Origin of the sequence: Vagococcus silagei (assembly GCF_004795745.1) — a bacterium.
In the GTDB taxonomy this organism is placed as follows: Bacteria; Bacillota; Bacilli; order Lactobacillales; family Vagococcaceae; genus Vagococcus; species Vagococcus silagei.
On record NZ_SDGV01000010.1, the window covers coordinates 127,918 to 153,756 of the forward strand.

At 34.8% G+C, this 25,839-nt stretch carries 18 protein-coding genes; 16 read left to right on the forward strand and 2 right to left on the reverse strand.

What is annotated here, in order from left to right; genetic code table 11:
* Positions 1-63 precede the first annotated feature (63 nt).
* From recO to rpoD, 9 genes are all read left to right on the forward strand, one after another.
* Entirely contained in the window at positions 64-834 is a 771-nt protein-coding gene (recO, locus tag ESZ54_RS04300; RefSeq protein WP_136136448.1) for a DNA repair protein RecO, read from the forward strand.
* A 275-nt stretch (positions 835-1,109) separates the two neighbouring features.
* Positions 1,110-2,009: a glycine--tRNA ligase subunit alpha gene (gene glyQ, locus ESZ54_RS04305; RefSeq protein WP_136136449.1), complete on the forward strand. Its 900-nt coding sequence runs from the start codon at positions 1,110-1,112 to the stop codon at positions 2,007-2,009.
* Between the two features lies 1 nt (position 2,010).
* The gene (gene glyS / locus ESZ54_RS04310) at positions 2,011-4,083 is read left to right on the forward strand and encodes a glycine--tRNA ligase subunit beta (RefSeq protein WP_136136450.1); all 2,073 of its coding nucleotides are present in this window, start codon (positions 2,011-2,013) and stop codon (positions 4,081-4,083) included.
* Positions 4,084-4,265: 182 nt separating this feature from the next.
* Entirely contained in the window at positions 4,266-6,806 is a 2,541-nt protein-coding gene (locus tag ESZ54_RS04315) for an Ig-like domain-containing protein (RefSeq protein WP_136136451.1), read from the forward strand.
* Positions 6,807-6,972: 166 nt separating this feature from the next.
* The gene (locus ESZ54_RS04320; protein WP_136136452.1) at positions 6,973-8,142 is read left to right on the forward strand and encodes a PASTA domain-containing protein; all 1,170 of its coding nucleotides are present in this window, start codon (positions 6,973-6,975) and stop codon (positions 8,140-8,142) included.
* A 65-nt stretch (positions 8,143-8,207) separates the two neighbouring features.
* Complete coding sequence (locus tag ESZ54_RS04325) at positions 8,208-8,843, forward strand: TetR/AcrR family transcriptional regulator (protein WP_136136453.1); 636 nt, start codon at positions 8,208-8,210, stop codon at positions 8,841-8,843.
* Positions 8,844-9,014: 171 nt separating this feature from the next.
* Complete coding sequence (locus tag ESZ54_RS04330) at positions 9,015-11,327, forward strand: cation-translocating P-type ATPase (RefSeq protein ID WP_136136454.1); 2,313 nt, start codon at positions 9,015-9,017, stop codon at positions 11,325-11,327.
* Between the two features lie 188 nt (positions 11,328-11,515).
* On the forward strand, positions 11,516-13,357 hold the full coding sequence (gene dnaG / locus ESZ54_RS04335; RefSeq protein ID WP_136136455.1) for a DNA primase: 1,842 nt from the start codon (positions 11,516-11,518) through the stop codon (positions 13,355-13,357).
* Between the two features lie 16 nt (positions 13,358-13,373).
* On the forward strand, positions 13,374-14,513 hold the full coding sequence (gene rpoD / locus ESZ54_RS04340) for an RNA polymerase sigma factor RpoD (protein ID WP_420824353.1): 1,140 nt from the start codon (positions 13,374-13,376) through the stop codon (positions 14,511-14,513).
* A gap of 44 nt (positions 14,514-14,557) precedes the next feature.
* Here the strand turns inward: rpoD and ESZ54_RS04345 are convergent, their stop codons facing one another.
* Entirely contained in the window at positions 14,558-15,076 is a 519-nt protein-coding gene (locus tag ESZ54_RS04345; RefSeq protein WP_136136457.1) for an ECF transporter S component, read from the reverse strand.
* Positions 15,063-15,488, reverse strand: a complete 426-nt coding sequence (locus ESZ54_RS04350) for a DUF4430 domain-containing protein (RefSeq protein WP_136136458.1) — start codon at positions 15,486-15,488, stop codon at positions 15,063-15,065. The genes ESZ54_RS04345 and ESZ54_RS04350 overlap by 14 nt, the downstream gene beginning before the upstream one ends.
* A 150-nt stretch (positions 15,489-15,638) precedes the next feature.
* Here ESZ54_RS04350 and pcrA point away from each other — a divergent pair, with 150 nt between their 5' ends.
* From pcrA to rlmD, 7 genes are all read left to right on the forward strand, one after another.
* On the forward strand, positions 15,639-17,891 hold the full coding sequence (pcrA, locus tag ESZ54_RS04355) for a DNA helicase PcrA (protein ID WP_136136459.1): 2,253 nt from the start codon (positions 15,639-15,641) through the stop codon (positions 17,889-17,891).
* 21 nt (positions 17,892-17,912) lie between these two features.
* A complete protein-coding gene (gene ligA, locus ESZ54_RS04360; RefSeq protein WP_136136460.1) occupies positions 17,913-19,937 on the forward strand; it encodes an NAD-dependent DNA ligase LigA in 2,025 nt (674 codons plus the stop codon).
* 39 nt (positions 19,938-19,976) lie between these two features.
* Positions 19,977-20,282: an Asp-tRNA(Asn)/Glu-tRNA(Gln) amidotransferase subunit GatC gene (gene gatC, locus ESZ54_RS04365; protein ID WP_136136461.1), complete on the forward strand. Its 306-nt coding sequence runs from the start codon at positions 19,977-19,979 to the stop codon at positions 20,280-20,282.
* Positions 20,282-21,751 carry an Asp-tRNA(Asn)/Glu-tRNA(Gln) amidotransferase subunit GatA gene (gene gatA, locus ESZ54_RS04370; RefSeq protein WP_136136462.1) on the forward strand — a complete coding sequence of 490 codons (1,470 nt, stop codon included), beginning with the start codon at positions 20,282-20,284 and terminating at the stop codon, positions 21,749-21,751. Before gatC ends, gatA begins: the two co-directional genes overlap by 1 nt.
* A complete protein-coding gene (gene gatB, locus ESZ54_RS04375) occupies positions 21,751-23,181 on the forward strand; it encodes an Asp-tRNA(Asn)/Glu-tRNA(Gln) amidotransferase subunit GatB (RefSeq protein ID WP_136136463.1) in 1,431 nt (476 codons plus the stop codon). Before gatA ends, gatB begins: the two co-directional genes overlap by 1 nt.
* A gap of 22 nt (positions 23,182-23,203) precedes the next feature.
* Positions 23,204-24,253, forward strand: a complete 1,050-nt coding sequence (locus ESZ54_RS04380) for a diacylglycerol kinase (RefSeq protein WP_136136464.1) — start codon at positions 23,204-23,206, stop codon at positions 24,251-24,253.
* Positions 24,254-24,379: 126 nt separating this feature from the next.
* Positions 24,380-25,768, forward strand: coding sequence for a 23S rRNA (uracil(1939)-C(5))-methyltransferase RlmD (gene rlmD / locus ESZ54_RS04385; protein WP_136136465.1), 1,389 nt, complete (start codon positions 24,380-24,382; stop codon positions 25,766-25,768).
* Positions 25,769-25,839 lie beyond the last annotated feature (71 nt).

Genomic DNA, 25,839 nt, shown 5'->3' on the forward strand with positions numbered 1-25,839 from the left:
TTGTAAAACTCAATTCGGTGAAAAACTTACAGCACAATTTTTTTGTCATTAGGGGGTGAATGCATGGAGCGGAATTTGGAAATTGAAGGACTTGTTTTGTTTAATCGCGATTATAAAGAAAAAGATAAACTTGTAAAAATTTTTACGGCAAGTCGTGGGAAAAAAATGTTTTATGTCCGCAATGTGAGACGAAAAAACAGCCCGTTCTTGAGTGCAATTCAACCTTATACCAAGGCGAATTATGTTGTTGATTTAAATCAAGAAGGGCTATCATTCTTGTCTGCAATTAAAGAAGTTACGCCGTATAAAACAATTCAGCAAGATATTTTTATCTCAGCTTATGCAACTTATATTTTGAATTTAGTTGATGTTGCGATTCAAGACGGCGAACCTGATTTTGCATTGTACGGATTTACAAAAGAAGCCTTAATTTTTTTAGATCAAGGCGTTGATCCTGAAATTATTACTAATATTTTTGAAATCCAGCTCTTAGCTCGTTTTGGTTTAACATTTAATTGGTTAGAATGTGCTGTGTGTGGGGAAACACATGGTAAATTTGATTTGTCACCGAAATATCATGGTGTTTTATGCGAAAATCATTTTTCAAAAGATGAGCATCGCTATCATTTCGATCCAATTGCGATGCATTTCATTCGTTTGTTCTCAAACATAAAATATGATCAAATCAATTCAATCTCATTAAAACCAGAAACTAAAGATGCCATTCGGTTAATTCTTGATGAAATTTATGATGAATATGTAGGGATTCATTTAAAAAGCAAAAAGTTTATCACGCAAATGAAAGATTGGGAAAACATGTTACGAAAAGATTGAAAAATAAATTGACAAATCGCTTAATTATCATTAGAATTGATTTAATTAAATCATTACGAAGATAGAGACAAGTAGTAAAATCCTTTTTTAGCGAATCTGTAATAGTGAAAGGCAGATAATTTTGATTTTATGAAGGCACTCTGGAGTAATAGCAACGAAGCTGCTGATCTTTCGATTAGATCAGAAGTAGGGTGGAACCGCGAAATAGTAATTCGTCCCTATATCTTATTTATTATAAGGTATAGGGTTTTTTGTGATTAAAAGGAGGAAAACAGATGAGTAACAAATTGACAGTTCAAGAGATGATTCTAGCTTTACAAAATTACTGGTCAAAACAAGGTTGTATGTTAATGCAAGCTTATGATACAGAAAAAGGTGCGGGAACAATGAGTCCATATACATTTTTAAGAGCGATTGGGCCTGAGCCATGGAATGCGGCATATGTTGAGCCGTCACGTCGTCCTGCAGATGGACGCTACGGAGATAATCCAAACCGTTTGTATCAACATCATCAATTTCAAGTTGTAATGAAACCATCACCACTTAACATTCAAGAGTTATATTTGGATAGCTTAAAAGTTTTAGGTATTGACCCGTTACAACATGATATTCGTTTTGTTGAAGATAACTGGGAAAACCCATCAATGGGTTGTGCTGGTTTAGGCTGGGAAGTTTGGTTAGACGGTATGGAAATTACCCAATTCACTTATTTCCAACAAGTCGGTGGTTTAGAGTGTAAACCTGTCACTTCGGAAATTACTTATGGTCTTGAACGTTTGGCTTCATACATTCAAGAAGTTGAAAGTGTTTATGACTTAGAGTGGACTCATGGTGTTAAATATGGAGAAATTTTTGTGCAACCAGAATTTGAGCATTCAGTTTATTCGTTTGAATTAAGCAATCAAGAGATGCTTTTAGATTTGTTTGGTAAATATGAAGCTGAAGCAAATCGTTGTATTGAAAAAAACTTAGTCCATCCTGCCTATGATTACGTCTTGAAATGTAGCCATATGTTTAACTTGCTAGATGCAAGAGGTGCAGTTTCTGTTACAGAACGTGCCGGCTACCTATCACGTATTCGAAATATGGCGCGTGAACTTGCGAAGGCTTTCGTAGATGAACGAGAAAAACTAGGATTCCCATTATTACAAAAAGAAAATAAGGAGGCAAAATAAAATGACACAACAATTTTTATTAGAGATTGGTTTAGAAGAAGTTCCTGCTCATTTAGTGACCCCAAGTATGAATCAATTAGAAACTAAAATTCGTACTTTTTTAGATGAAAATCGTTTATCTTTTGAAGAAATCGAACAATTTTCAACACCAAGAAGATTTGCCTTCCGTGTAAATGGGTTAGCAGAAAAACAAACTGATATTGATGAAAAAGCAAAAGGGCCAGCTAAAAAAATTGCTCAAGATGCTGAAGGAAATTGGACAAAAGCGGGACTAGGGTTTGCAAGAGGTCAAGGTGTAGACGCTGATGCTTTATATTTTGAAGATTTAAAAGGTGTTGAGTACGTATTTGCTAATAAACATGAAATTGGCAAACCGGCAGCGGATATTTTACCAGAATTAATGACTGTTGTACCAACATTAAACTTTCCAGTATCAATGCATTGGGCAAATTATGATTATAAATTTATTCGTCCAGTTCACTGGTTAGTAGCTTTACTTGATGACAAAGTATTGCCAATGTCATTGTTTGATGTAGTCAGTTCAAATGTGTCACGTGGACACCGTTTCTTAGGTGCTGATACAACAATCGAAAGTGCAGCAAGCTATGAAAATGCGTTAGAAAAAGAATGCGTAATGGTTTCTGCAACCAAACGAAAAGCTACGATTGAAGCTCAAATTAATCAAATTGCCAATGAAAATAATTGGAAAGTCGAATTAGATGCAGATCTTTTAGAAGAGGTAAATAACTTAGTTGAATATCCTACAGCTTTCGTGGGTAATTTTGATGAAAAATATTTAGCTATTCCTTCTGAAGTTTTAATTACTTCAATGAAAGAACATCAACGTTACTTTGAAGTTTATTCTGAAACTGGTGAATTGATGAATCATTTCATTTCTGTCAGAAATGGTAATCGTGATCATATTGAAACAGTGGCTAAAGGTAATGAAAAAGTTCTTCTAGCTCGTCTAGAAGATGCAGAGTTTTTCTATAATGAAGATTTAAAAACAACAATTGATGCTTGTTTAGAACGACTTAAAGCTGTGACTTTCCACGTTAAGATTGGTTCAATGTACGAAAAAATGTTACGTGTTCAAGCGATTAGCCAATATTTAGGTGAATTTGTTAATCTAACTGAAACAGAATTAAAACATCTATCTCGTGCTAGTCAAATCTATAAATTTGATTTGGTGACAAATATGGTCAATGAATTCCCTGAGTTACAAGGAATTATCGGTGAAAAATATGCTCTAGTTCAGGGTGAAGCAATCGGAGTAGCGCAAGCAATTCGCGAGCACTATTTACCAAACTCAAGTGATAGCGAGTTACCACAATCAAATATCGGTGCTATCCTTGCCATTGCTGACAAATTAGATACACTGTTTACGTTCTTTACTGTAGGACTAAGTCCGAAAGGCTCTAATGATCCATACGCACTAAGAAGACAAGCTTATGGAATTATTCGTATCATTGAAGATAAAGGCTGGGAATTCCCAATTGGCGAATTGCAAGATAAAATTGTTGAAATTATCAACAATCGTTCAACTCAATTTGGGATTAAGCTTGACGATAATCAAGAAGCAATTAATGTCTTTATGAAAGGCCGTATTAAACAATGGTTACTTGCTAAAAAAATTCGTCACGATATTATCGAAGCAGTGGTTGAAAGTGAACAAAAAGATTTAAGCAATATGTTTGAAGTTGCCAATATTTTACGTAAGCAAATGAGCGAAGAGGATTTTAAAGCTACTATCGAATCATTAACACGTGTCTTAAATTTAGCAGCTAAGAAAGAATCAATTACGATTGACATCAACCCTGATTTGTTTAAAAATCAATCCGAAAAAGCTTTGTATGCGGCAGTTGAAGCCATTGACACTCAAATTGAAACATTGACTTTAAAAGAAATGTTTGATGAATTGAAAAAATTAACACCATTAATTCAAGATTACTTTGAAGATACAATGGTTATGATTGATGATGAAAAAGTGAAAGAAAATCGTTTGAGTCAATTAAGAAAATTAGCAAATATTGTTGTGCCGTTTGCTAACTTGGAACATTTAGTTGTGAAATAATGAGGTAACTGAGGAGACTAGTTTTTACTAGTTTCCTTTTTTTACTTAAAAGTCACTGGAATTACTTTTAGCGATTAAAAACAACTAATAAAGCGACATAATTTTATGATTAGATTGATATTGCGTTCAAATAACTATATAATTAAAGTATTGTAAGCAAAGAATTAAAAGGAGAGAATTCAATGAAAAAGAAAATCTTATCAACAGCTTTGTTTAGTACTTTGTTATTAGGTGGTATTGTCGCGACACCAGTAACTTTACTAAATGGAAACGGCATCGAAACAAACGTTGTAAGTGCAAGTCCGTCAGATTTTAAAGGCTATGCTTTTAATGGTTACGGAACAATCGTAAAAAAAGGCTACAATACATGGCAAAATTTTAATTGGGTAAAGAAAGGTAACTCAACTGATATTTTTAACCAGACAGTAGGTATCAAGTACAAATATGTCGCTCCTAATGGAACTGTGTACTATTCATTATATACAAGAGATAATCAATGGTTAGGCTATTTAAATAGTGATGCTGTTGCGATTGGAAATTCAATTCAAGGTGCTGCAGTAAGTACGCCCAAGTTTATTGTGATGACAAATCCAACTTATCCTTTATATAGCAACTTTGCTTGGAATCAAATTGGACACTCTAGAGATTTGATGAATCGTAAATTAAAAGTGAAGTATAGTTATTTCCATTATAATGGACCGACATACTATTCTTTATATAATCTTAATGATGAATGGTTAGGTTATGTGAATTCAACTGCAACACAAGACTATGTTGATACTGGAAACTCAAATTCACGTGTAAATCACTATTTAACAGTTACGAAAGATAACTATCCTGTTTATAGTAATTTGAATTGGGACAAGAAAAATGATTCTAAAAATTTAATGAATCAAACTTTCCATGTGAAGTATAAATATGTTCGTAACTTTAGAACGTACTTCTCAATCTACGATGTTCAAGGAAACTGGCAAGGATACATCGAAGACAAGGCAGTGGTAACAGCAGCTCAAGAACATGGAGCATTTGTTTCAGAAAATATGTATATCACGTCTAAAAATGATGAAATCAAATTATATAATAATATGACTGATCCATTAGCAGTTCGTACTACTATGAACAATATGAAAGGTAATCCATTCCATGCGAAAGGAAAATACTTTACATTTAAAGGTGAAACATTCTATTCAGCATATGATGGAAATGGTAGTTGGTTAGGTTATGTTAAAGCTAGTGATGTTGATACTAACGGAAAACCTCAAGGAACTGGACATGGTATTACGCCTCGTGTCGTAACAATTAAAAATAAAGGCAAAGACATCTATAATAGTTTTAACTTTAATGTTAGAGATAATACATCTAATTGGGTAGGTAAGTCACTTAAAGCAACAGGTTATTATCGTCACGTTAATGGTACAATTTATTATTCAGTTTCATCTGATAGTAGTTGGGTAGGTTACATTTCAGAAGAAGATTTAAACTTAAACCCAGCAGAGTTATCTGGTGTTAAAGATCATACCGTTTATGTTGGCACTCAAAATTATGATTTAATGGCTGGTGTTAGTGCTAGTGATGAAGCTGGTAATGCTTATGAAATTACGATTAACGGTAAAGATAAAATTGATTACAACACACCTGGTAAATACGCAATTAAATATCAATTCATCAATAAAGATGATCAAGTGGTGTCTAAAGACGCAACTGTCGAAGTTGTGAAAAAACCAGTCTTTGAAGGTGTTGCGAATAAAGAAGTGAAGATTTCTGAAAAAGATACTTTTGATCCTAAGAAAGATGTAAAAGTCAAAGATCATAAAGGAAAAGAAATGGAAATCACTGTAACAGGTACAGTTGATTGGAGTAAAACAGGCCAAAACACATTAACTTATAGTGTGAAAGGTCTTAATGATGAAATCATTAAACAAGATCGTATCATTACTGTTAAAGACGACCGTGCGATTGCATTTACGGGTGTTGAAGATGTGAAACAAAGTGTTGCAATCGGTACATTTGATGCTAATGCAGGGGTTTCACTTAAAGATGCTAATGGCGTCGCAATTCCATTTACAGTTGTTGGAAATGTTGTGGCAACTGTGAAAGGTGATTACTTAATTGAGTATCATGCAACAAATCCTCATACACAAGAAACTATTGTTGCGAAACGTAAAGTAAGTATCATTGATGTTGAACCTACATCAGTAGCCATTCAAAATGGTAAAACAAGTATGAGACCAGGTCAAACACAAGAATTGCAAACAAAAATTTTACCGGAAGATGCGAGCAAGCGTGATCTTACATGGTTAACTTCAAATGCTGGTGTTGCAACTGTGGATGCAACAGGTAAAGTAACAGCAGTAGCTCCAGGAACTGTTGAAATTATGGCAAAAACTGTTAACGGTAAAACTGCGTCATTAAATATCACTGTAACTAATGATATCAAAGGTGAAGCTAAAGTGACGGACGTTGTTGAAGCAGAGAACAAAGTTACGAAATTCAAACTAAATTTTGAAAACAAAGAACCAGAAGATTTAACAGTTAAATCAATTACATTTGATACCTTTACAATCTTAGGAACAGAATTAGCGGATGCTGCAATTCCAGCATCTGGAAATATTTCACTTGAGATTACAGAAAATACGAATGTTCCTAAAACAGGTTTAGTTGTAAAAGTAACAGTTGTGGATCGTAGTAATATTGAAAAAGAATTCACAGCAACAATTCAATAATTATAATTAAAATGAAAGATAGTTAGAGACTAACTCTAACTATCTTTTTTTGATTCTGTGTCAAGAAGTAGTGTTATTGTTGTTAAAAAATGGTATGATATTGTTGTATATCTTTAATACAAACTTAAAGTGAAATAAAATGTTTTAAGGAGGAGCAGATAGCAAGATGGACAAAAGTCAAAACGAACCTCTTCCATCTCAAAATGAAACTCAACAAACGGAAGTCCCGACTCAAAGACGCCGAGTTAAAAAGAGACGTCGTAAGTCGAGTATGAATTCTGAAGAAATTAATCAAAAAATACACGCATCGTTTGATGATTCGCAATTAATTGATGATGAATTCGAAAAAATTAAGATTGAAGAGAAAAAAATACCACAAACACCGAAAAACGAACCGATGCAAAAAGAGCCGAATGCTAAAGCCGAAAAAAATATTAAGCCTTCAGTTTATGCATCTATTCTTTTATTAGTTGCAGGAGTGGGACTTGTTTGGTGGTTTAAAACACAAGTTTCAATTACTGTGCCAAACTTTTCAAAATCAGATATTGCTGAAATTGAAAAATGGGGTAAAGGCAAAGATGTGGAAATTAAATTTAATGAGCTTAATTTGACCACACCAACTGAAAACAAAGTGATTACACAATCAGTTGCAGCTGGAAAAACAATTAAACGTGGTGAAACACTTGAAGTTTTTGTAAATGGAAGTTCACTTTCAAATCAAAAAGAGATGCCAGACTTTAGTGGCCGTGCTATTCAAGATGTTAAAGCCTGGGCAAAAGCTAAAAATATTAAGCTAAATGTTAAAGAACAAATGTCAACTTCGGTAAAAAAAGATTTTGTATTTGGGCAAAATATTAAAGCCGGTACACCTCTTGATGATAAAAAGGAATTATCAGTGTTGATTTCAAGTGGAGTATCACAAAATCAGATGTTAGACTTCAGTGAGGTAAATGTTAAAGAAGCGCAACAAATGGCAAACGGTCAACCAGTAGAAATCAAAGAAGTTTATTCAGATAAAGAAGCATATGGCAAATTTATCTCTCAATCAATTCAACATGGCGAGCCAGTTGAAGGACAAAAAGCGATTGTTAATTATTCGTTAGGCAAACCTTATTTAAAATCTTATTTTGGCAAAACTGAGGGCGATTTATCTAAAATTATTTTCGATGAATATACAACTAGAGGTGTTGAATTGTCATATTCAACCTATGAAGTATATTCAGCATCATTAAAAGGCACTGTAGTGGAGATGAGTTCCTACAATCAGTACATTCCGTTGAAGTATGAAGTTAAATTTGGGATAAGTAATGGTCTAGGTGGATATTGGAGTTATTAATTCAAAAGAAAAGTAAATAATGCTGTGTTTTTTAGGGGAGTAGGAAACATAAGGGGGATTTTAACATGGCAAGAAAACGAGATTCTGAAAAAACGCGTCAGTTAATTTTAGATGTTTCAAAAAAATTATTTCTAGAACAAGGTTATGAAGAAACATCAGTTCAAGATATTATTGATGGTTTAGGTGGATTAACCAAAGGTGTCATATATCATTATTTTGATTCTAAATATGATATTCTAAAAACAATTTTACGACTTTCGGTCTCAAGTGATTTTCTAGATGAACAGTGGCGCGGTGAGAATGGGTTGGAAAAATTACAAAACTTTTTAATTGATTCTTTTTCTGATCAGCATCACGTTAATTGTTCTGATGAAGCGTTGTTAGCATTGCGTACATCGAAAGTTTTGGGTGATTATTATACGCAACAATTTAAAGAGTTTGCACCAGAAGTTTCAGTAATCATTCAAGAGGGCATTGCCGATGGGTCAATTCAAACGGATTATCCTGAAGAGTTGGCGGAACTATTTGTATTAACCATTAATTTATGGTTGCGGCTGCAGATTGGTGCCTCTACGCAAGATGAACTTTCTAACCGCGCGTTATTTTTGAAGCAAATGTTTGAATTGTTAAATGTTCAAATTATTACGGATGACGTTTTAAAACAGATGTTTTCGTATTTTGAGACGCATTCAAAAAAATAAAAATAGTAGATTGAATTTTCACGGTCGTTCTTGAGCCGTTAAAATTCAATCTTTTTATATTTTATATTAAAAGTCAGCTATAGAAAGTAAATTGTTGTTTTCATTTTTATACTTTGTAGGGTACAATAAAAAGGTATATTTAAAATCAGAAAAGGACTGAGTGTAATTAATATGAAAAAAAAGATCGTTGGCCTTACAACTGAAGAAGTTACGGCAAGGCAAAAATCAGGTCAACAAAATAATTATGACCAAAATGTTGCAAAAACAAATAAAGAAATTATTCAGGATAATGTCTTAACACTATTTAACTTTTTAAACTTAATGATTGGTATTTTACTAGCGGCTGTAGGCGCATTTAGTAACTTATTCTTTATGGTCATTATTATTGTTAATATTATTATTGGTGTAACGCTTGAAATTCGAGCACGAAATTTAGTATCGAAACTTTCAATTGTGAACCAAGAGCTTGTGACGGTTATCAGAAATGGTGTGGAAATACAAATACCATCTGAAGAAATAGTGATCGATGATATTGTAAAATTGGCAACAGGTGATCAAGTCCCATCCGATATGGTAATGGTAGGCGGCGTGTTAGAAGCCAATGAAGCATTATTAACTGGTGAGTCTGATTTAATAAAAAAAGATCATGATGATGAACTTCTATCGGGAAGTTTTATCGCAAGTGGATCTGGCTATGGTAAAGTTATCCACGTTGGTAAAGATAATTATGCAACAAAAATTGCCGATGAAGCTAAGGTACATAAACCATTAACTTCTGAGTTGGTCTCTTCAATTAGAAAAATCTCTAAATTCACAAGTTATATTATTGTGCCTTTAGGCGTTATTCTTTTCTGTGAAGCTTTCTTTATCCGTGATAGTGGTATTAAGTCATCTGTTATTTCTTCTGCAGCTGCTCTTTTAGGGATGTTACCAAAAGGGATGGTTTTATTAATCAGTATCGCATTAGCAACAGCAGTAGCAAAATTAGCAAAAAAAGAAGTTTTAGTTCAAAACATGTATTCAGTTGAGACATTGGCGCATGTTGATGTTATCTGTTTAGATAAAACAGGAACAATTACAGAAGGTAAAATGAAAGTTAATGATGTAAAAGTTTTAAGTACCGCGCATGAAGCAGATTTTAATGAAATTGTTGGGAGTTATTTATATCATTCAACAGATAATAACATCACAATGCACGCGATTCGCGCATATTTTGAAGAATCAACTCGTTTTGATTGTCTCGATTCGTTAGCCTTTTCATCAGAGAGAAAATGGGGTGCTATGAGTTTTGAAGGGTTAGGAACAGTTGCGTTAGGAGCACCAGAACGATTATTTAGTGAAGATAATCTTCCTCAAGAAATCTACGAAGCTCAAAAAGAAGGATTTCGTGTGCTGATGTTAGGCATCTCAGATAGTTTAACTTTTTCTGAAAATGCTCTACCTGCGATGACTCCATTAGCAGTCTTGACGATTGATGACCCTATCCGTCAAAATGCAAATGAAACATTGGCTTACCTTAAAAATGAAGGTGTCGATATTAAAGTTATCTCGGGTGATAATCCTGTCACTGTTTCAAATGTAGCAAGACGTGCAGGCTTAGAGAATTATGATAAGTATATCGATTTATCTGAAGTCACAAATGATGAAGAAGTTCGTGGCTTGGTTAATGATTATCGTGTCTTTGGTCGTGTGTCACCTAAACAGAAAAAAATTCTAGTCGAAGAACTTAAGAATCAAGGTCATGTTGTTGCGATGACAGGTGATGGTGTCAATGATATGTTAGCGTTAAAAGAAGCTGACTGTAGTATTGCGATGGCAGAAGGAGATAACGCAACGCGTCAAGTTGCCAATCTTGTTTTAATGAACTCAGACTTTACGACGTTACCTGATGTGTTGTTTGAAGGTCGTCGTGTCGTTAATAATGTCACAAAAGTTGCGAGTATTTTCTTTATTAAAACAATATATTCGTTAATTCTATCTTTGATTTGTGTGTTAACGACAATTGCGTTTCCATTTATTCCAATTCAAATCACTTTACTAGACTTAGCGATTGAGGGTTACCCATCATTCTTCTTATCATTTGAGAATGATCGCAGAAAAGTAACGACAAAATTCTTACCGACTGCTTTACGACGTGCCCTACCAAACGCAATCTTAGTTGTTTTTAATGTAGTGATTGTTTATATTATGGGTCAATCAATGGGTTGGTCAGAGTTAACAACGACAACATTAATGTATTATATGCTAATTGCAGTAAGTTGTATGGCAGTTGTGAAAGCTTGCTTACCATTTAATCCATTACGATTATTTCTAGCAGTAACTACAGTAATCGGAACTTACGTTGCGGCAATGTTGTTTAAAGGCCTTTTACATTTAGAAATGTTACCAATCGCGATTTTACCATTCTTCATTGGATTAGTTATTATCACATTGATTGGAAAACTAGTTTTAGATAAAGTATTAATCAAGAAAGAGTACCGTTAATCAAAAATTAAGGTCGTAGAAGTTTATTTATTAAACTTCTACGCTTTTTTTGTGAAATAGAAGTATTAAGAATTGCAAAATGATACAAATATGATATACTATAAGATGTCGTATAATGCCGTTAGTCGCACTGATTCCAGGGCGACTTTATTACTTAATTTTTACGCAAAGGGGAGACGTTGATACAAGTGACACGATTAATTCCTCAAGAAATGATAGAATCTATTCGCAATGAAACAAATATCGTTGATGTGATTGGACAATATGTTCAACTCAAGAAATCTGGTAAAAATTATTTAGGTCTCTGTCCTTTTCATAACGAAAAGACACCATCGTTTTCAGTCGCTGAAGATAAACAGCTTTTCCACTGTTTTGGATGTGGAAAAGGGGGAAATGTTTATTCATTTATTCAAGAAATCGAAGGATTAAATTTTCCAGAAGCAGTAAAGAAAGTTGCTGAGTTTAGTCAAATTGATGTGTCCGAATATGTGACAGATGAAGAAATGAGTGCCTCAGAAGAGCCAACGCAAAATCGCAAACAGTTGGAATTACATGAAGAAGTGGCACAGTTTTATCATCATATTTTATTAAATACTAAGGTTGGTGAACATGCTCTTAGTTATCTGTATGAGCGTGGATTAACTTTAGAAACAATTAAAGACTTTAAACTTGGATTTGCTCCAATGGAGAGAACCATCTTAAATCAAGTAATGACGGAAAAAGGGTACGAAGAAGAGGTCCTGAATGATAGTGGACTCTTTTATGAAACAGAAACTGGAGAGCGACTCAATCGATTTTACCAGCGAGTTATGTTTCCCATTGAGAATCATCAAGGTAAAATTATAGGCTTTTCTGGTCGACTGTTGACAGATGAAAAATATGATCTTACAGATCAACCGAAATATTTAAATAGTCCGGAAACAAACTTTTTTAACAAACGTTTTATTCTGTATCATTTTCATGATGCCAGACCAACCATTCGTAAAACAAATGATGTCATTCTATTTGAAGGCTTTATGGATGTCATTTCTGCAGCACAGTCAGGTGTCCAAAATGGTGTAGCTTCAATGGGTACCAGCTTAACAACTGATCAAATTAAGATGTTAGAACGAGTAACTGAGAATATCTCAATTTGTTATGATGGTGACAATGCTGGTGTAGAGGCAACAATGAGAGCAATTGATTTAATTTCAAAGCAAAGTCAATTATCGTGTCAGGTTATTTCGATTCCTAATAAATTAGATCCAGATGATTATCGTAAAATTCACGGTGAGGATCAATTGCGTCACTTATTAGAAAATAACCGTGATACCGTTTTTCAGTTTAAAAAAGAGTATTTCAAACGTAATCGTAACTTAGAACAAGAGTCAGATAAAATCGAATATATCGATGATATGTTAGCGTCGTTGGTAGAAGTACCGTCTATTATTGAAACGGATATTTATCTAACGCAATTAGCAGATGACTTTTTAGTGTCGAAAGATGCACTTCAAAACGAGTTAAGTGAAAAACGTCAAGAAATCAAGCAAGCTAATCGTCAAACAGTTAAGCGGCAAGCTAAAGAAATTGTTGTACCGACTCAACACGATCGCCGAGTAATTCATCAAGTTGAGAAAGCGGAGCGTCTAATTATTTATCGTCTACTAACTGAAAAAAGTTATTATAATCGTTTAAATCAAGTGGATGATTTTTCGTTTTATCATGATGCCTATCAAGAGCTTTATACGCATATTGTCAGTTGTTTAACTGAATATGGTTCAGTTACAATTTCAGAGATGTTTGACTATTTAAAAGAAGCACAACTTAAATCAATTTTAACTGAAATTAGTTTTTCTTCTTTTAGTGAAGAAAGTTCGGACCAAGAGTTAGTTGATTGTCTTCGTGTCATTGATTCTGAAAGATTAAAGAAACAGATAAAGCTTAAGTTACAAGAACAAAATGAAGCAAAAAGGATTGGTGATCAAGTAAAAGAACTTGAAGCCATGATGGAAATAATAAATTTACAAAAAGAGTTACAAAATATTAGTTAATTATTTAGGAGGGCATTTGTTTATGACAACTGAAAAAGGTAAAACAACTCAAACATTTAAACAAGCAGAGAGCGCGTTTATTAAGAAAAACAAACCGAGAGGATCGGTTTTTTATGATGAGTTAACGGATGCATTAGCTACTCCTTATGAATTGAATTCTGATCAAATGGATGGATTGATTCAAAAAGTTGAAGATGCGGGAATTAGTGTTGTTGATGAAAATGGGGAACCAAGTGCTCGTAGTTTAGAAGTAGCGAAAAAAATCGAGAAAAAAGAAAACAAGAAGAAAAAAGATGAACCAGAAAACTTATTAGCTCCTGCAGGTGTTAAAATTAATGACCCTGTTAGAATGTACTTAAAAGAAATTGGTCGTGTCTCTTTATTAAGCGCTGAAGAGGAAGTTGCATTAGCACTTAGAATCAAAGAAGGCGATCCTGAAGCTAAGCAAGAATTAGCTGAAGCAAACTTACGTTTAGTTGTAAGTATTGCGAAGCGTTATGTTGGCCGTGGGATGCAATTCTTAGATTTAATCCAAGAAGGTAACATGGGCTTAATGAAAGCTGTTGAAAAATTTGACCACGAAAAAGGGTTCAAATTCTCAACATATGCAACATGGTGGATTAGACAAGCAATCACACGTGCGATTGCCGATCAAGCGCGTACTATTCGTATTCCAGTTCATATGGTAGAAACAATTAATAAATTAATTCGTATTCAACGTCAATTATTACAAGATTTAGGTCGCGAACCAACGCCGGAAGAAATTGGTGCAGAGATGGAATTATCTCCTGAAAAAGTACGTGAAATCTTGAAAATTGCGCAAGAGCCAGTCTCTCTTGAAACACCGATTGGTGAAGAAGATGATTCACATTTAGGTGACTTTATTGAAGACCAAGAAGCAACAAGTCCGGCTGAACATGCAGCTTACGAATTACTAAAAGAGCAATTAGAAAGTGTTTTAGATACACTGACTGATCGTGAAGAAAATGTTTTACGATTACGTTTTGGTCTTGATGACGGTCGTACTCGTACATTAGAAGAAGTTGGAAAGGTGTTTGGCGTTACGCGTGAACGTATCCGTCAAATTGAAGCAAAAGCTTTAAGAAAATTACGCCATCCGTCTCGTTCTAAACAATTAAAAGACTTTTTAGAATAATAGCACATTTAAAAGACGTGAATCGTAAAAATTCACGTCTTTTTCTATGTAAAATATTTTGTTTTTAGTTTGGAAAAAAGGGGCGTTAACACTGGAAATAATACTATGGCAAAGGCAAAATTTCCCAGTGCATGCAAAGTATCAAAAGAAAGACCTTGTAAATAATAGATCCAAAATGTTTTAATACCAAAAAATGGTGCTTGTACGAGTGAAATCACAAAGCCAAAAAAGTAGCCCATCAATAAACAAAAGAATGCATTTATGAGAGTTGAGGCTCTTGTAAGGAAATGTGTTAAGAGAGCTGTTATGATGACGATGCCAGCATAGGCGGCAAATTGGGCTAAAGTCCAAGGCCCCATCCCTAGGTATAGATTTGAAATGAACATGGTTGTGATACTGACAGCTAAACCGTATTTGAAACCGAAAATGATTGTGACTAAAATGACAATGGTGGTAACAGGTTGAATGTTAGGTAGACTGCTGAAAGCAAGCCTGCCAACAAAACAGATGCTACTGATTAAAGCAATTGTAATTAAGGAAAAGAGTGTTTTATTCTTTTCCATATGGAGCGAGACGCCATTCGATTTTGTCATTATTTTTAACTGTTTGGTCATTTGCTCCAACAGTTCCATCTTTACCGTTGATTGAATACATCCAGTATTTACTTGCTTTTTCATCTTGTTCAAGATTGTCAATAGCTGTGACAAAACCATTTTTATCTTTAAGATTATATAATTCTTTGGTGACGTCTAAAACCGTCATTTTAATTGAGCCATCAGATTCAAAAACTTTTGCATTGTGTTTCTTACCATCGACGGTTAAAGTCACCGAAATTTGTTCTTTAGCGATCTTTTGGGTTGTGGATTGTCGTGTTTGTTCATTCTTAGATGTACTTGATGAATTTTTGGTTGAACTGCAACCAAACAAACTAAAAGTAGCTAATAAAAGTGTGATCGTAATGCTTATTTTTTTCATGAGAACCTCCTGTATTTAACGATTACTATTAGTTTATGCTAGATTTTTTAATAAATCAACGAATCACTAAGAATCTACTAAATATCAAAGAATAATTCATAAAATTTTGCTATAATAAGAAAGATTGAGTGAGAAAGGATGTTCATATTCATGTTTGATAAAAACAATTTAATTTCAGGTTTAAATCCAAAACAACAAGAGGCCGTCCTGACAACTAAAGGTCCGTTATTAATTATGGCGGGTGCGGGTAGTGGTAAAACACGAGTATTAACGCATCGGATTGCTTATTTAATAGAAGAAAAAGATGTCAATCCGTGGAATATCCTTGCGATTACATTTACCAATAAAGCAGCACGTGAGATGAAAGAACGTGTCGTAGGCATTCTTGGTCAAGATGGTGAAGATGTCTGGGTATCTACGTTTCACTCGATGTGTGTCCGAATTTTGAGACGTGATATTGATTTGATTGGCTACAATCGAAATTTTACAATTTTAGATGGTTCTGATCAAAATACCTTAATGAAACGGATTCTAAAAGAAGAAAATATTGATTCAAAAAAATATGATCCTCGTAGTATGATTTCGGCAATTAGTCAGGCCAAGAATGAGCTACTTACGCCAGATGATTATGAAGAAAGAAATAATGGCTTTTTTGAACGAACAGTGGCGAAATGTTATCATCGTTATCAAAAAGAATTACGTACGAATCAATCTATGGATTTTGATGATTTGATCATGTTGACGATTCGATTGTTTCAAAAAAATCCAGATACTTTAGCTTATTATCAACAAAAATTCCAATATATTCATGTTGATGAATATCAAGATACGAACCACGCACAATACACTCTAGTTAGATTATTAGCAGCACGATTTAAAAATTTATGTGTTGTTGGTGATGCGGATCAAAGTATCTACGGTTGGCGTGGTGCTGATATGCAAAACATTATAAATTTTGAACATGATTATGAAGAAGCGAAAGTTATTTTGTTAGAGCAAAATTATCGTTCTACGAAAACTATTCTGCAAGCTGCAAATAATGTCATTCAAAATAATCAAGATCGGAAAAAGAAAAATCTTTGGACTGATAATCATGATGGCGAAAAAATTATCTATTATCGAGGTCAAACCGATCGCGAAGAAGTTCAATATGTCGTGTCGACCATTCAAGAATTAATGCGTGAAGAGTCGGATTCATTCGGTGATATGTGTGTCTTGTACCGAACAAATGCGATGAGTCGTTTGATGGAAGAAATGCTCCTAAAAGCAAACATTCCTTATAAAATGGTTGGTGGACATAAGTTCTACGAACGAAAAGAAATTAAAGATGTCTTGGCGTATCTTAATTCAATTTCAAATGAAATGGATTCACTTAGTTTTGAGAGAATCGTTAACGTTCCCAAGCGTGGCGTGGGTCCTGGAACAATTGAAAAATTGCGTGATTTTGCCTCTATTCATGAGTGGTCCTTATTACAAGCAGCGATTGATGTGGAACTTTCACCAATTACGGGTAAAGCACAAAAAGAGTTGGGACAATTTGGTCAAATGATGCGTCAATTTAAAGAGATGGTGCCTTTTCTTTCAATTACAGAACTTGTTGAAACAGTTTTAGAAAAAAGTGGATATTATCAAGATTTACAAAATCAAAATACGCTTGAGTCACAATCACGACTTGAAAACTTGGATGAGTTTTTAACAGTGACGAAGGAATTTGACCGCCGTTTTGATCAAGGTGAATTTGAAGATGAATCAACGGAAGATTTTAGTAAGCTTGCGATTTTCTTAAATGATTTAGCACTGGTTTCGGATTTAGATTCGTTAGATTCTGATCAAGGGCAGATTACATTAATGACACTTCATGCGGCTAAAGGACTTGAGTTTCCATATGTCTTTTTAGTCGGTATGGAAGAAGGAATTTTCCCATTATCACGTGCAATTGTGGAAAATGATGAATTAGAAGAAGAACGTCGTTTGGCTTATGTTGGGATTACAAGAGCAGAAAAGAAATTGTTCTTAACCAATGCGTCTAGCCGCGTTTTATATGGACGGACGCAGTATAATCGTGCCTCTCGCTTTTTGGATGAAATTGATGATACCTTACTTGAAAGAGTGGGCAGTCAAGCACCGAAAAGTATGTCATTTGGCGATACTAATGGTTCGACAAAACCTCGTCGTCGTTCACAATATGTGCAACCAACAACACAAGTTGTTTCTTCAAAAGTTCAAACTGGTGGAGAGTCATCTAGTTGGCAACCTGGTGACAAAGCTAAACATAAAATTTGGGGTGTGGGAACAGTTGTTAAGGTAGCAGGATCAAATAAAGATCAAGAACTAGATATCGCCTTCCCGCAGCAAGGTATCAAACGTTTGCTTGCGGCTTTTGCCCCAATTGAAAAAGTTTAATGAAAAGGAAGGAACAAGTTTATGGCAGATAATAAAAAAATTGTCGAACGTATGACCCAATTACAAAACCAATTAAAAACATGGGCCAAAGAGTACTATGAACAAGATCAACCAACCGTTCAAGATTATGAATATGATGCGCTTTATGCTGAACTTGTTGCTTTAGAAGCAGAACATCCTGAACTTGTAATGGCTGATTCCATCACGCAAAAAGTTGGTGGCTTGGTTTCAAGTCAATTAAAAAAAGTGACGCATACGACACCGATGTTGAGTTTGAGTAATGCATTTAATAAAGAAGATCTCATCCAATTTGATGAGCGAATTAAAAAAGCGGTTCATGGCTCTTATCGGTACATGGTCGAGCTAAAAATAGATGGTTTAGCAATTAATTTGCGTTATGAAGAGGGACAATTGGTTCAAGGTTCAACGCGCGGTGATGGTACTGTTGGTGAAGACATTACCAATAATTTAAAAACAATTAAAGATATACCTCACCAATTAAATGAACCTTTAAGTCTTGAAGTACGTGGTGAATGTTACATGCCAAAGCAATCATTTATTACACTGAATGAAACTCGTGAAGCCGAGGGTCAAAATGTTTTTGCAAATCCTAGAAATGCAGCTGCCGGTAGTTTACGCCAATTGAATAGTGAAATTACGGCTTCAAGAAACTTGAGTACTTTTATCTATACGTTGGCTAATCCGGCTGCAATTGGTGTAAAAAGTCAGCATGATTCGTTAAATCGTTTAGACGTTTTTGGTTTTGCTACCAATCACGAACGTCAACTGTGTGAAACGATTGATGATGTTTGGACGTACATTGAGTCATTCACCGATCAACGACACAATCTTCCTTATGAAATCGATGGCATTGTGATTAAAGTTGATGATTTTATGACGCAAGAAGAAATCGGTTATACTGTCAAAGCGCCTAAATGGGCAATCGCGTATAAGTTTCCAGCCGAAGAAGCAGAAACAATTATTCGTGATATTGAATGGACAGTTGGACGTACGGGAGTTGTCACACCAACAGCTGTCATGGATCCAGTCCAACTTGCAGGCACAACAGTATCGCGTGCAAGCCTTCATAATGCTGACTTAATTGAGTCTAAAGATATTCGTTTAAACGATGTGGTAATGATTCATAAAGCAGGTGATATTATTCCGGAAGTCACACGTGTCTTAGTTGAACGACGTGCAGAGGATAGTGGGCCTTATCTAATTCCGACAGAGTGTCCAACTTGTCAGTCACCACTTGTCAGAATTGAATCAGAGGTCGCCTTACGTTGTATGAATCCAATGTGTCCTTCACAAATCAAAGAAGGCTTGAATCATTTTGTTTCACGTCAAGCCATGAACATTGATCGTTTGGGACCAAAATTATTAGAACAAATGTATGATAAAGATTTGATTCATAATGTTGCCGACTTATACTTTTTAACAGAAGAACAGTTATTGACACTGGATAAAGTGAAAGAAAAATCAGCGGGAAATATTTTAACAGCCCTAGAAGCAAGTAAACAAAATTCGCTTGAAAAATTATTGTTTGGCCTTGGAATTCAGCATGTTGGTGCTAAAGCTGCCAAAATTGTTGCTGAAAAATATGGTACACTAGATGCCTTAATTGACGCTTCTAAGGAGGAATTGAACGCCATTGATTCGATTGGCCCGGTGATTGCTGATAGTATTGAAAAATATTTTGAAAAACCTGAAGTACTTGATTTGGTTACAGAACTTAAAGAGGCTAACGTTAATTTAACTTACTTAGGTCCGAGTACAGCTTCTCTTGAAGCTGTAGAGTCACCATTTAAAGATAAAGTTGTTGTGTTAACAGGGAAGCTTGAGCAATATAACCGCACGAAAGCCAAAGAGGAAATCGAAGCTTTAGGTGGTAAAGTTACCGGAAGTGTCTCTAAAAAGACCGATATCGTGGTAGCTGGAACGGATGCTGGAAGTAAACTAACTAAGGCACAAGATTTAGGTATTACCGTATGGGATGAAAATCAAATGACTTCAGCCATTGAAAATAGTAGTAAAGTTGAATAAAATAGAGATGTTATTAATTTTATAGAGAGAAGGGACATTATGGCAATTACAAAAGAAGAAATTCAACGTGTTGCGAATTTATCCAAATTAGCATTTAATGATCAAGAACTAGAGAAATTTACCGGTCAAATGAGTGAAATTATTGATATGATGGCAACACTTGACGGAGTGAATACGGATGATGTAGCTTTTACATCAAATGTTGCTTCAGAACATAGTGTATTGCGTGAAGATAAAGTATTAAAAGGCGAATCAAGAGATGAACTCTTGAAAAATGTTCCAGAAACAGAAAATGGCTTTATTAAAGTGCCAGTAATTATTGATAATGGGGAGGCCGGTGCATAATGACAGAACTATTCAAATTATCAGTTAAAGAATTAGCTGAAAAATTACAATCTAAAGAAGTATCTGCCAAAGAAGTTGTTCAAGATACATTTAAACGAATTGATGCAACTGAGGCTAAAGTTGATTCATTTATTACTTTGAATCAAGAAAAAGCTTTAATGCAAGCAGAAAAAATTGATGCTGCTGGTATTACAGCAACAACTCCTCTTGCCGGTATTCCGATTGGTATTAAAGATAATATTGTCACTAAAGGCTTATTAACAACAGCGGCAAGTAAAATGTTGTATAATTTTGATCCTGTTTATGATGCAACTTCAGTTGAAAAACTTTATGAAGGTGGCTTAATTCCTGTTGGTAAATTAAACATGGACGAGTTTGCAATGGGCTCAACAACAGAAACATCATATTTCAAGAAAACTAAAAATGCCTGGGATGCAACAAAAGTCCCAGGTGGTTCTTCAGGTGGTTCTGCGGCTGCGGTTGCAGCGGGCCAAATCCCTGCATCATTAGGTAGTGATACAGGTGGTAGTATTCGCCAACCTGCATCATTTAATGGTGTGGTCGGAATGAAACCAACATACGGACGAATTTCAAGATTTGGCTTAATTGCTTTTGCATCAAGCCTTGATCAAATTGGTCCAATGACACGTACCGTTGAGGACAATGCTTTAATCTTAAATGCGATTTCAGGCCACGATGTTAAAGATAGTACTAGTTCGAAAAAAGAAGTACCTAACTTTGCAGGTAAAATTGGCCAAAGTGTTAAAGGTTTAACAATTGGTGTGCCAAAAGAATACATGGGCGAAGGTGTTCAACCTGGTGTGAAAGCAGCCATTGAAGACGCAATGAAAACTTATGAAGCACTTGGTGCAACAGTGAAAGAAATTAGTCTACCTCATTCTAAATATGGCGTTGAAGTTTATTATATTATTGCTTCTTCAGAAGCTTCATCAAACCTACAACGTTTTGATGGTATTCGTTATGGTTACCGTTCTGAAAATGTGAAAAGTTTAGATGATGTCTATGTTAGCTCACGTTCAGAAGGTTTTGGAGCTGAAGTTAAACGTCGTATTATGTTGGGAACTTTCTCATTAAGTTCAGGTTACTACGATGCTTATTTTAAAAAAGCAGGTAAAGTCCGAACTTTAATTGTCAATGATTTCAAAAAAGCATTTGCTGATGTTGACTTGATTTTAGGCCCAGTTTCACCAACTGTCGCTTACGAATTTGGTGCTGATGCTGATGATCCTGTTACTGCCTATATGCGTGATGTTTTAACAATACCAGTCAACTTAGCCGGTTTACCTGGTATGAGCGTGCCAGCTGGATTCTCAGAAGGGCTACCAGTGGGTATGCAATTAATTGGTAATTATTTTGATGAAGAAACAATGTACCAAGCTGCTTATGCTTTTGAACAAGCAACGGATTTCCATACTATTAAACCAACAATTCTAGGAGGTCAAGCTTAATGAACTTTGAAACAGTCATCGGACTTGAAGTCCATGTTGAATTAAAAACAGATTCAAAAATCTTTTCGCCTTCTGCAGCTCATTTTGGTGCAGAACCAAATACCAATACTAACGTCATTGATTTTAGTATGCCCGGTGTTTTACCAGTGATGAATACAGCAGCTATGGAATATGGCATGCGTGCGGCTTTAGCTTTAAACTGTACAATCTCACAACATACTCATTTTGATCGTAAAAATTATTTTTACCCTGATAATCCAAAAGCTTACCAAATTTCACAAGATGATGAACCTATTGGCCATGATGGTTGGGTTGAAATCGAAGTTGAAGGTAAAAAGAAAAAAATTAGAATTGAACGTGTTCACTTAGAGGAAGATGCTGGTAAAAACATTCACGGTTCTGAAGGTTTTTCATATGTTGACTTGAACCGTCAAGGCACACCTTTAATTGAAATCGTTTCTGAGGCTGATATGCGCTCTCCTGAGGAAGCTTATGCCTATCTTGAAGCTATTCGTTCAATCATCCAATTCTCTGGCGTGAGTGACGTTAAAATGGAAGAAGGTTCTATGAGATGCGACGCTAATATTTCATTACGTCCTTATGGTCAAGAAGAATTTGGAACCAAGGCTGAGCTTAAAAACTTAAACTCATTAAGTTATGTAAAATTAGGTTTACAACATGAAGAAAAACGTCAAGCACAAGTTTTATTATCTGGTGGTATTATCCAACAAGAGACTAGACGTTATGATGAAGCAACTAAGAAAACAATTTTAATGCGTGTCAAAGAAGGAATGGCAGACTATCGTTACTTCCCAGAACCAGACTTACCTCATTTTGAAATTTCTGATGAGTGGATTGAAGAAGTACGTAATAGCTTACCTGAGTTACCACAAGCTCGTCGTGAACGATACGTGAAAGAGTTAGGCTTACCAGAATATGACGCAATGGTTTTAACTTTATCTAAAGAAATGTCAGATTTCTTTGATGCAACTCTTGAGAAAGGCGCTGATTCTAAACAAGCATCAAACTGGTTAATGGGTGAAGTTTCAGCATACTTGAATAGTGAAAAATTAGATTTATTAGAAACTAAGTTAACACCAGACAACTTAGCAGGAATGATTAATTTAATTGCAGATGGTACAATTAGTTCTAAGATCGCTAAGAAAGTCTTTAAAGAATTAATTGAAAATGGTGGCGACGCTAAAGAAGTGGTCGAAGCTAAGGGATTGGTTCAATTATCTGACCCAGCGCAATTATTACCAATCATCAATGATATTTTAGACAAAAATGAGCAATCGATTGAAGACTTTAAAAATGGTAAAGGTCGTGCTGTTGGCTTCTTAGTCGGACAAACAATGAAAGCAACAAAAGGAAAAGCAAATCCGGGTGTTGTCAACGAACTGTTAAACCAAGAATTGTCTAAACGATAATATTCGTTAAGTTAGGAGCATAATTATGAGAGCAAGATTAATCTATAATCCAACATCAGGTAAAGAATTAGTTAAGAAAAATATTGCCGAAATATTAGATGTGATGGAACAAGCTGGCTATGAATCAAGTGCCTATGCGACGACACCAGAACCATATTCAGCGAAGAAAGAAGCAACTCGTGCCGCATTAGCCGGTTTTGAGTTGATTGTAGCTGCTGGTGGTGATGGTACGATTAATGAAGTGATTAATGGTATCGCTCCACTTGAAAAACGTCCAAAATTAGCAATTATTCCAGCTGGTACCACAAATGATTTTGCAAGAGCTTTGCGAATACCTAGAGATAATATGGTTGATGCAATTAAAGTTATCTTAAAAAATCAAACTATTTTTTCTGATATTGGAAAAGCTGGTGACACTTATTTTATGAATATTGCCGCTGGTGGTTACTTAACAGAATTAACATATGAAGTACCATCACAACTTAAAAGTGTTTTTGGCTATTTAGCATATCTTGTGAAAGGTGCGGAGATGTTGCCTCGTGTTAAACCAATTCACATGGAATTAAAACATGATGAAGGAACATTTAACGGTGAAGCATCTATGTTTTTCCTAGGTTTAACCAATTCAATTGGTGGCTTTGAGAAAATCTCGCCAGATGCTCAATTAGATGATGGTAAATTTTCGCTAATTATTGTTAAAACAGCTAATGTGATTGAAATTATGCATTTAGTGGCATTAATGATTAATGGTGGCAAGCATATCAACGATCCGCGAATTGCATATATTAAGACATCAACACTGGAAGCTGCTCCCGTTGATCCAAATTTTAAAATGATGATAAATTTAGACGGTGAGTATGGTGGCGATGCACCAATGAAATTCGAAAATTTAAAACAACATATCGAAATTTTCGCTAATCTTGATGAAATACCAGATTCTGCTGTTTCTGGTAATGATGATGATGTTGAGCGAGCTAGTGATGAATTTGTGAAACAAGTTGAGAAGTTAACCCATGAGGATATAGATGGAGATGGCTTAATCGCAAATGAAACTGACGACGAAGTTAAATAATTTGTTAATTTAATGATTGATTAACTTGACAAAGTGGGCGTAAAACCGCACAATACGATTTGTATTGCGCGGTTTTACCACGCTTAAGATAAAAATTCAAATACCCTAAAATTAAGGATGGCACACATGACGAAAATAAAAAAAGAATTACCAGTAAAGAAAAATCAAGAACTTGAAGTTGAAATAGTCGATTTTACACATGAAGGTTTAGGCGTTGGTAAAGTAGACGGCTATCCACTTTTCATTGAAAATGCAATTCCTGGCGAAAAAGTAATGGTTCAAGTTTTAAAAGTTGGCAAATCATTTGGTTTTGCCCGCGTATTATCTTGGAGTGTTAAAAGTCCAGACCGCGTTGAAGATGTTGATCAAACATTAATTCGTACAGGTATTGCCCCGTTACACCACATGACTTATGAACGTCAATTACAATTCAAGCATGACCAAGTTCAAAATTGTATGGAACGTATTGCAAAATTACCAGAAATTGAAGTTTTACCAACCATTGGGATGGAAGATCCTTTACATTATCGTAATAAAGCGCAAGTCCCAATTCGCAGAATCAATGATGAGTTAGAAGTTGGTTTTTATCGTAAAAATAGTCATGATTTAGTTCCAATTACTGATTTTTATATTCAAGATAAAAAAATTGATGAAGCACTAGTTGTGATTAAAAATGTTTTAGCTAAACATCGTGTGAAAGCTTATAATGAGCAAGCTGATACAGGTAATCTAAAAACAGTGATGATTCGTAAGGGTCATTTTACAAATGAAATGATGATTGTTTTCGTCACTAAGAAAAAGAAATTTTTCCATATCGAAATGATTTGTCAAGAAATCAAAGAAGCTTTACCAGAAGTGGTTTCAATCATGCAAAATGTTCATCCAGAAAAAACTAACGTTCTATTATCAGATGACTTCGTGACGCTATCTGGTCAAGAATATATTAAAGACTTCTTATTAGGCAAAACTTATCATATTTCAGCGCGTTCATTCTATCAAATTAACAGTGTTCAAACAGAATTATTGTATAAAAAAGCGATTGAACTAGCCAATTTAAGAAATTCAGACATTGTGATGGATGCTTATTGTGGAATTGGAACAATTGGTATAAGTTTAGCTGACCAAGTGAAAGAGGTTCATGGTATTGAAGTAGTCAAAGAAGCTATTCAAGATGCTAAAGTGAATGCAGCTTTAAACAATTTAGAAAACATTGAGTTCCACTTAGGAAAATCAGAAACAATATTCCCGGAATTAATTGAAAAAGGGATTAATGCCAATATCGTTTTTGTTGATCCACCACGTAAAGGTTTAGATGAAGACTTTATTAGATCATCTGTTGAGATGAATCCAGAAAAAATTGTCTATATTTCATGTAACCCAGCAACATTAGCTCGTGATATTGCGATCTATAAAGAATTGGGATACGCAACTAAAGAAGTACAACCAGTGGACATGTTCCCACAAACATCACATGTGGAATCAGTGACATTATTACAACGTACAAAAGGTAAATAAATTGAATGGATGGATTAGAGGCTCTTGTCTCTGGTCCATTTTTTTATTCCTATTTTTGTAAGTTCTCTTTC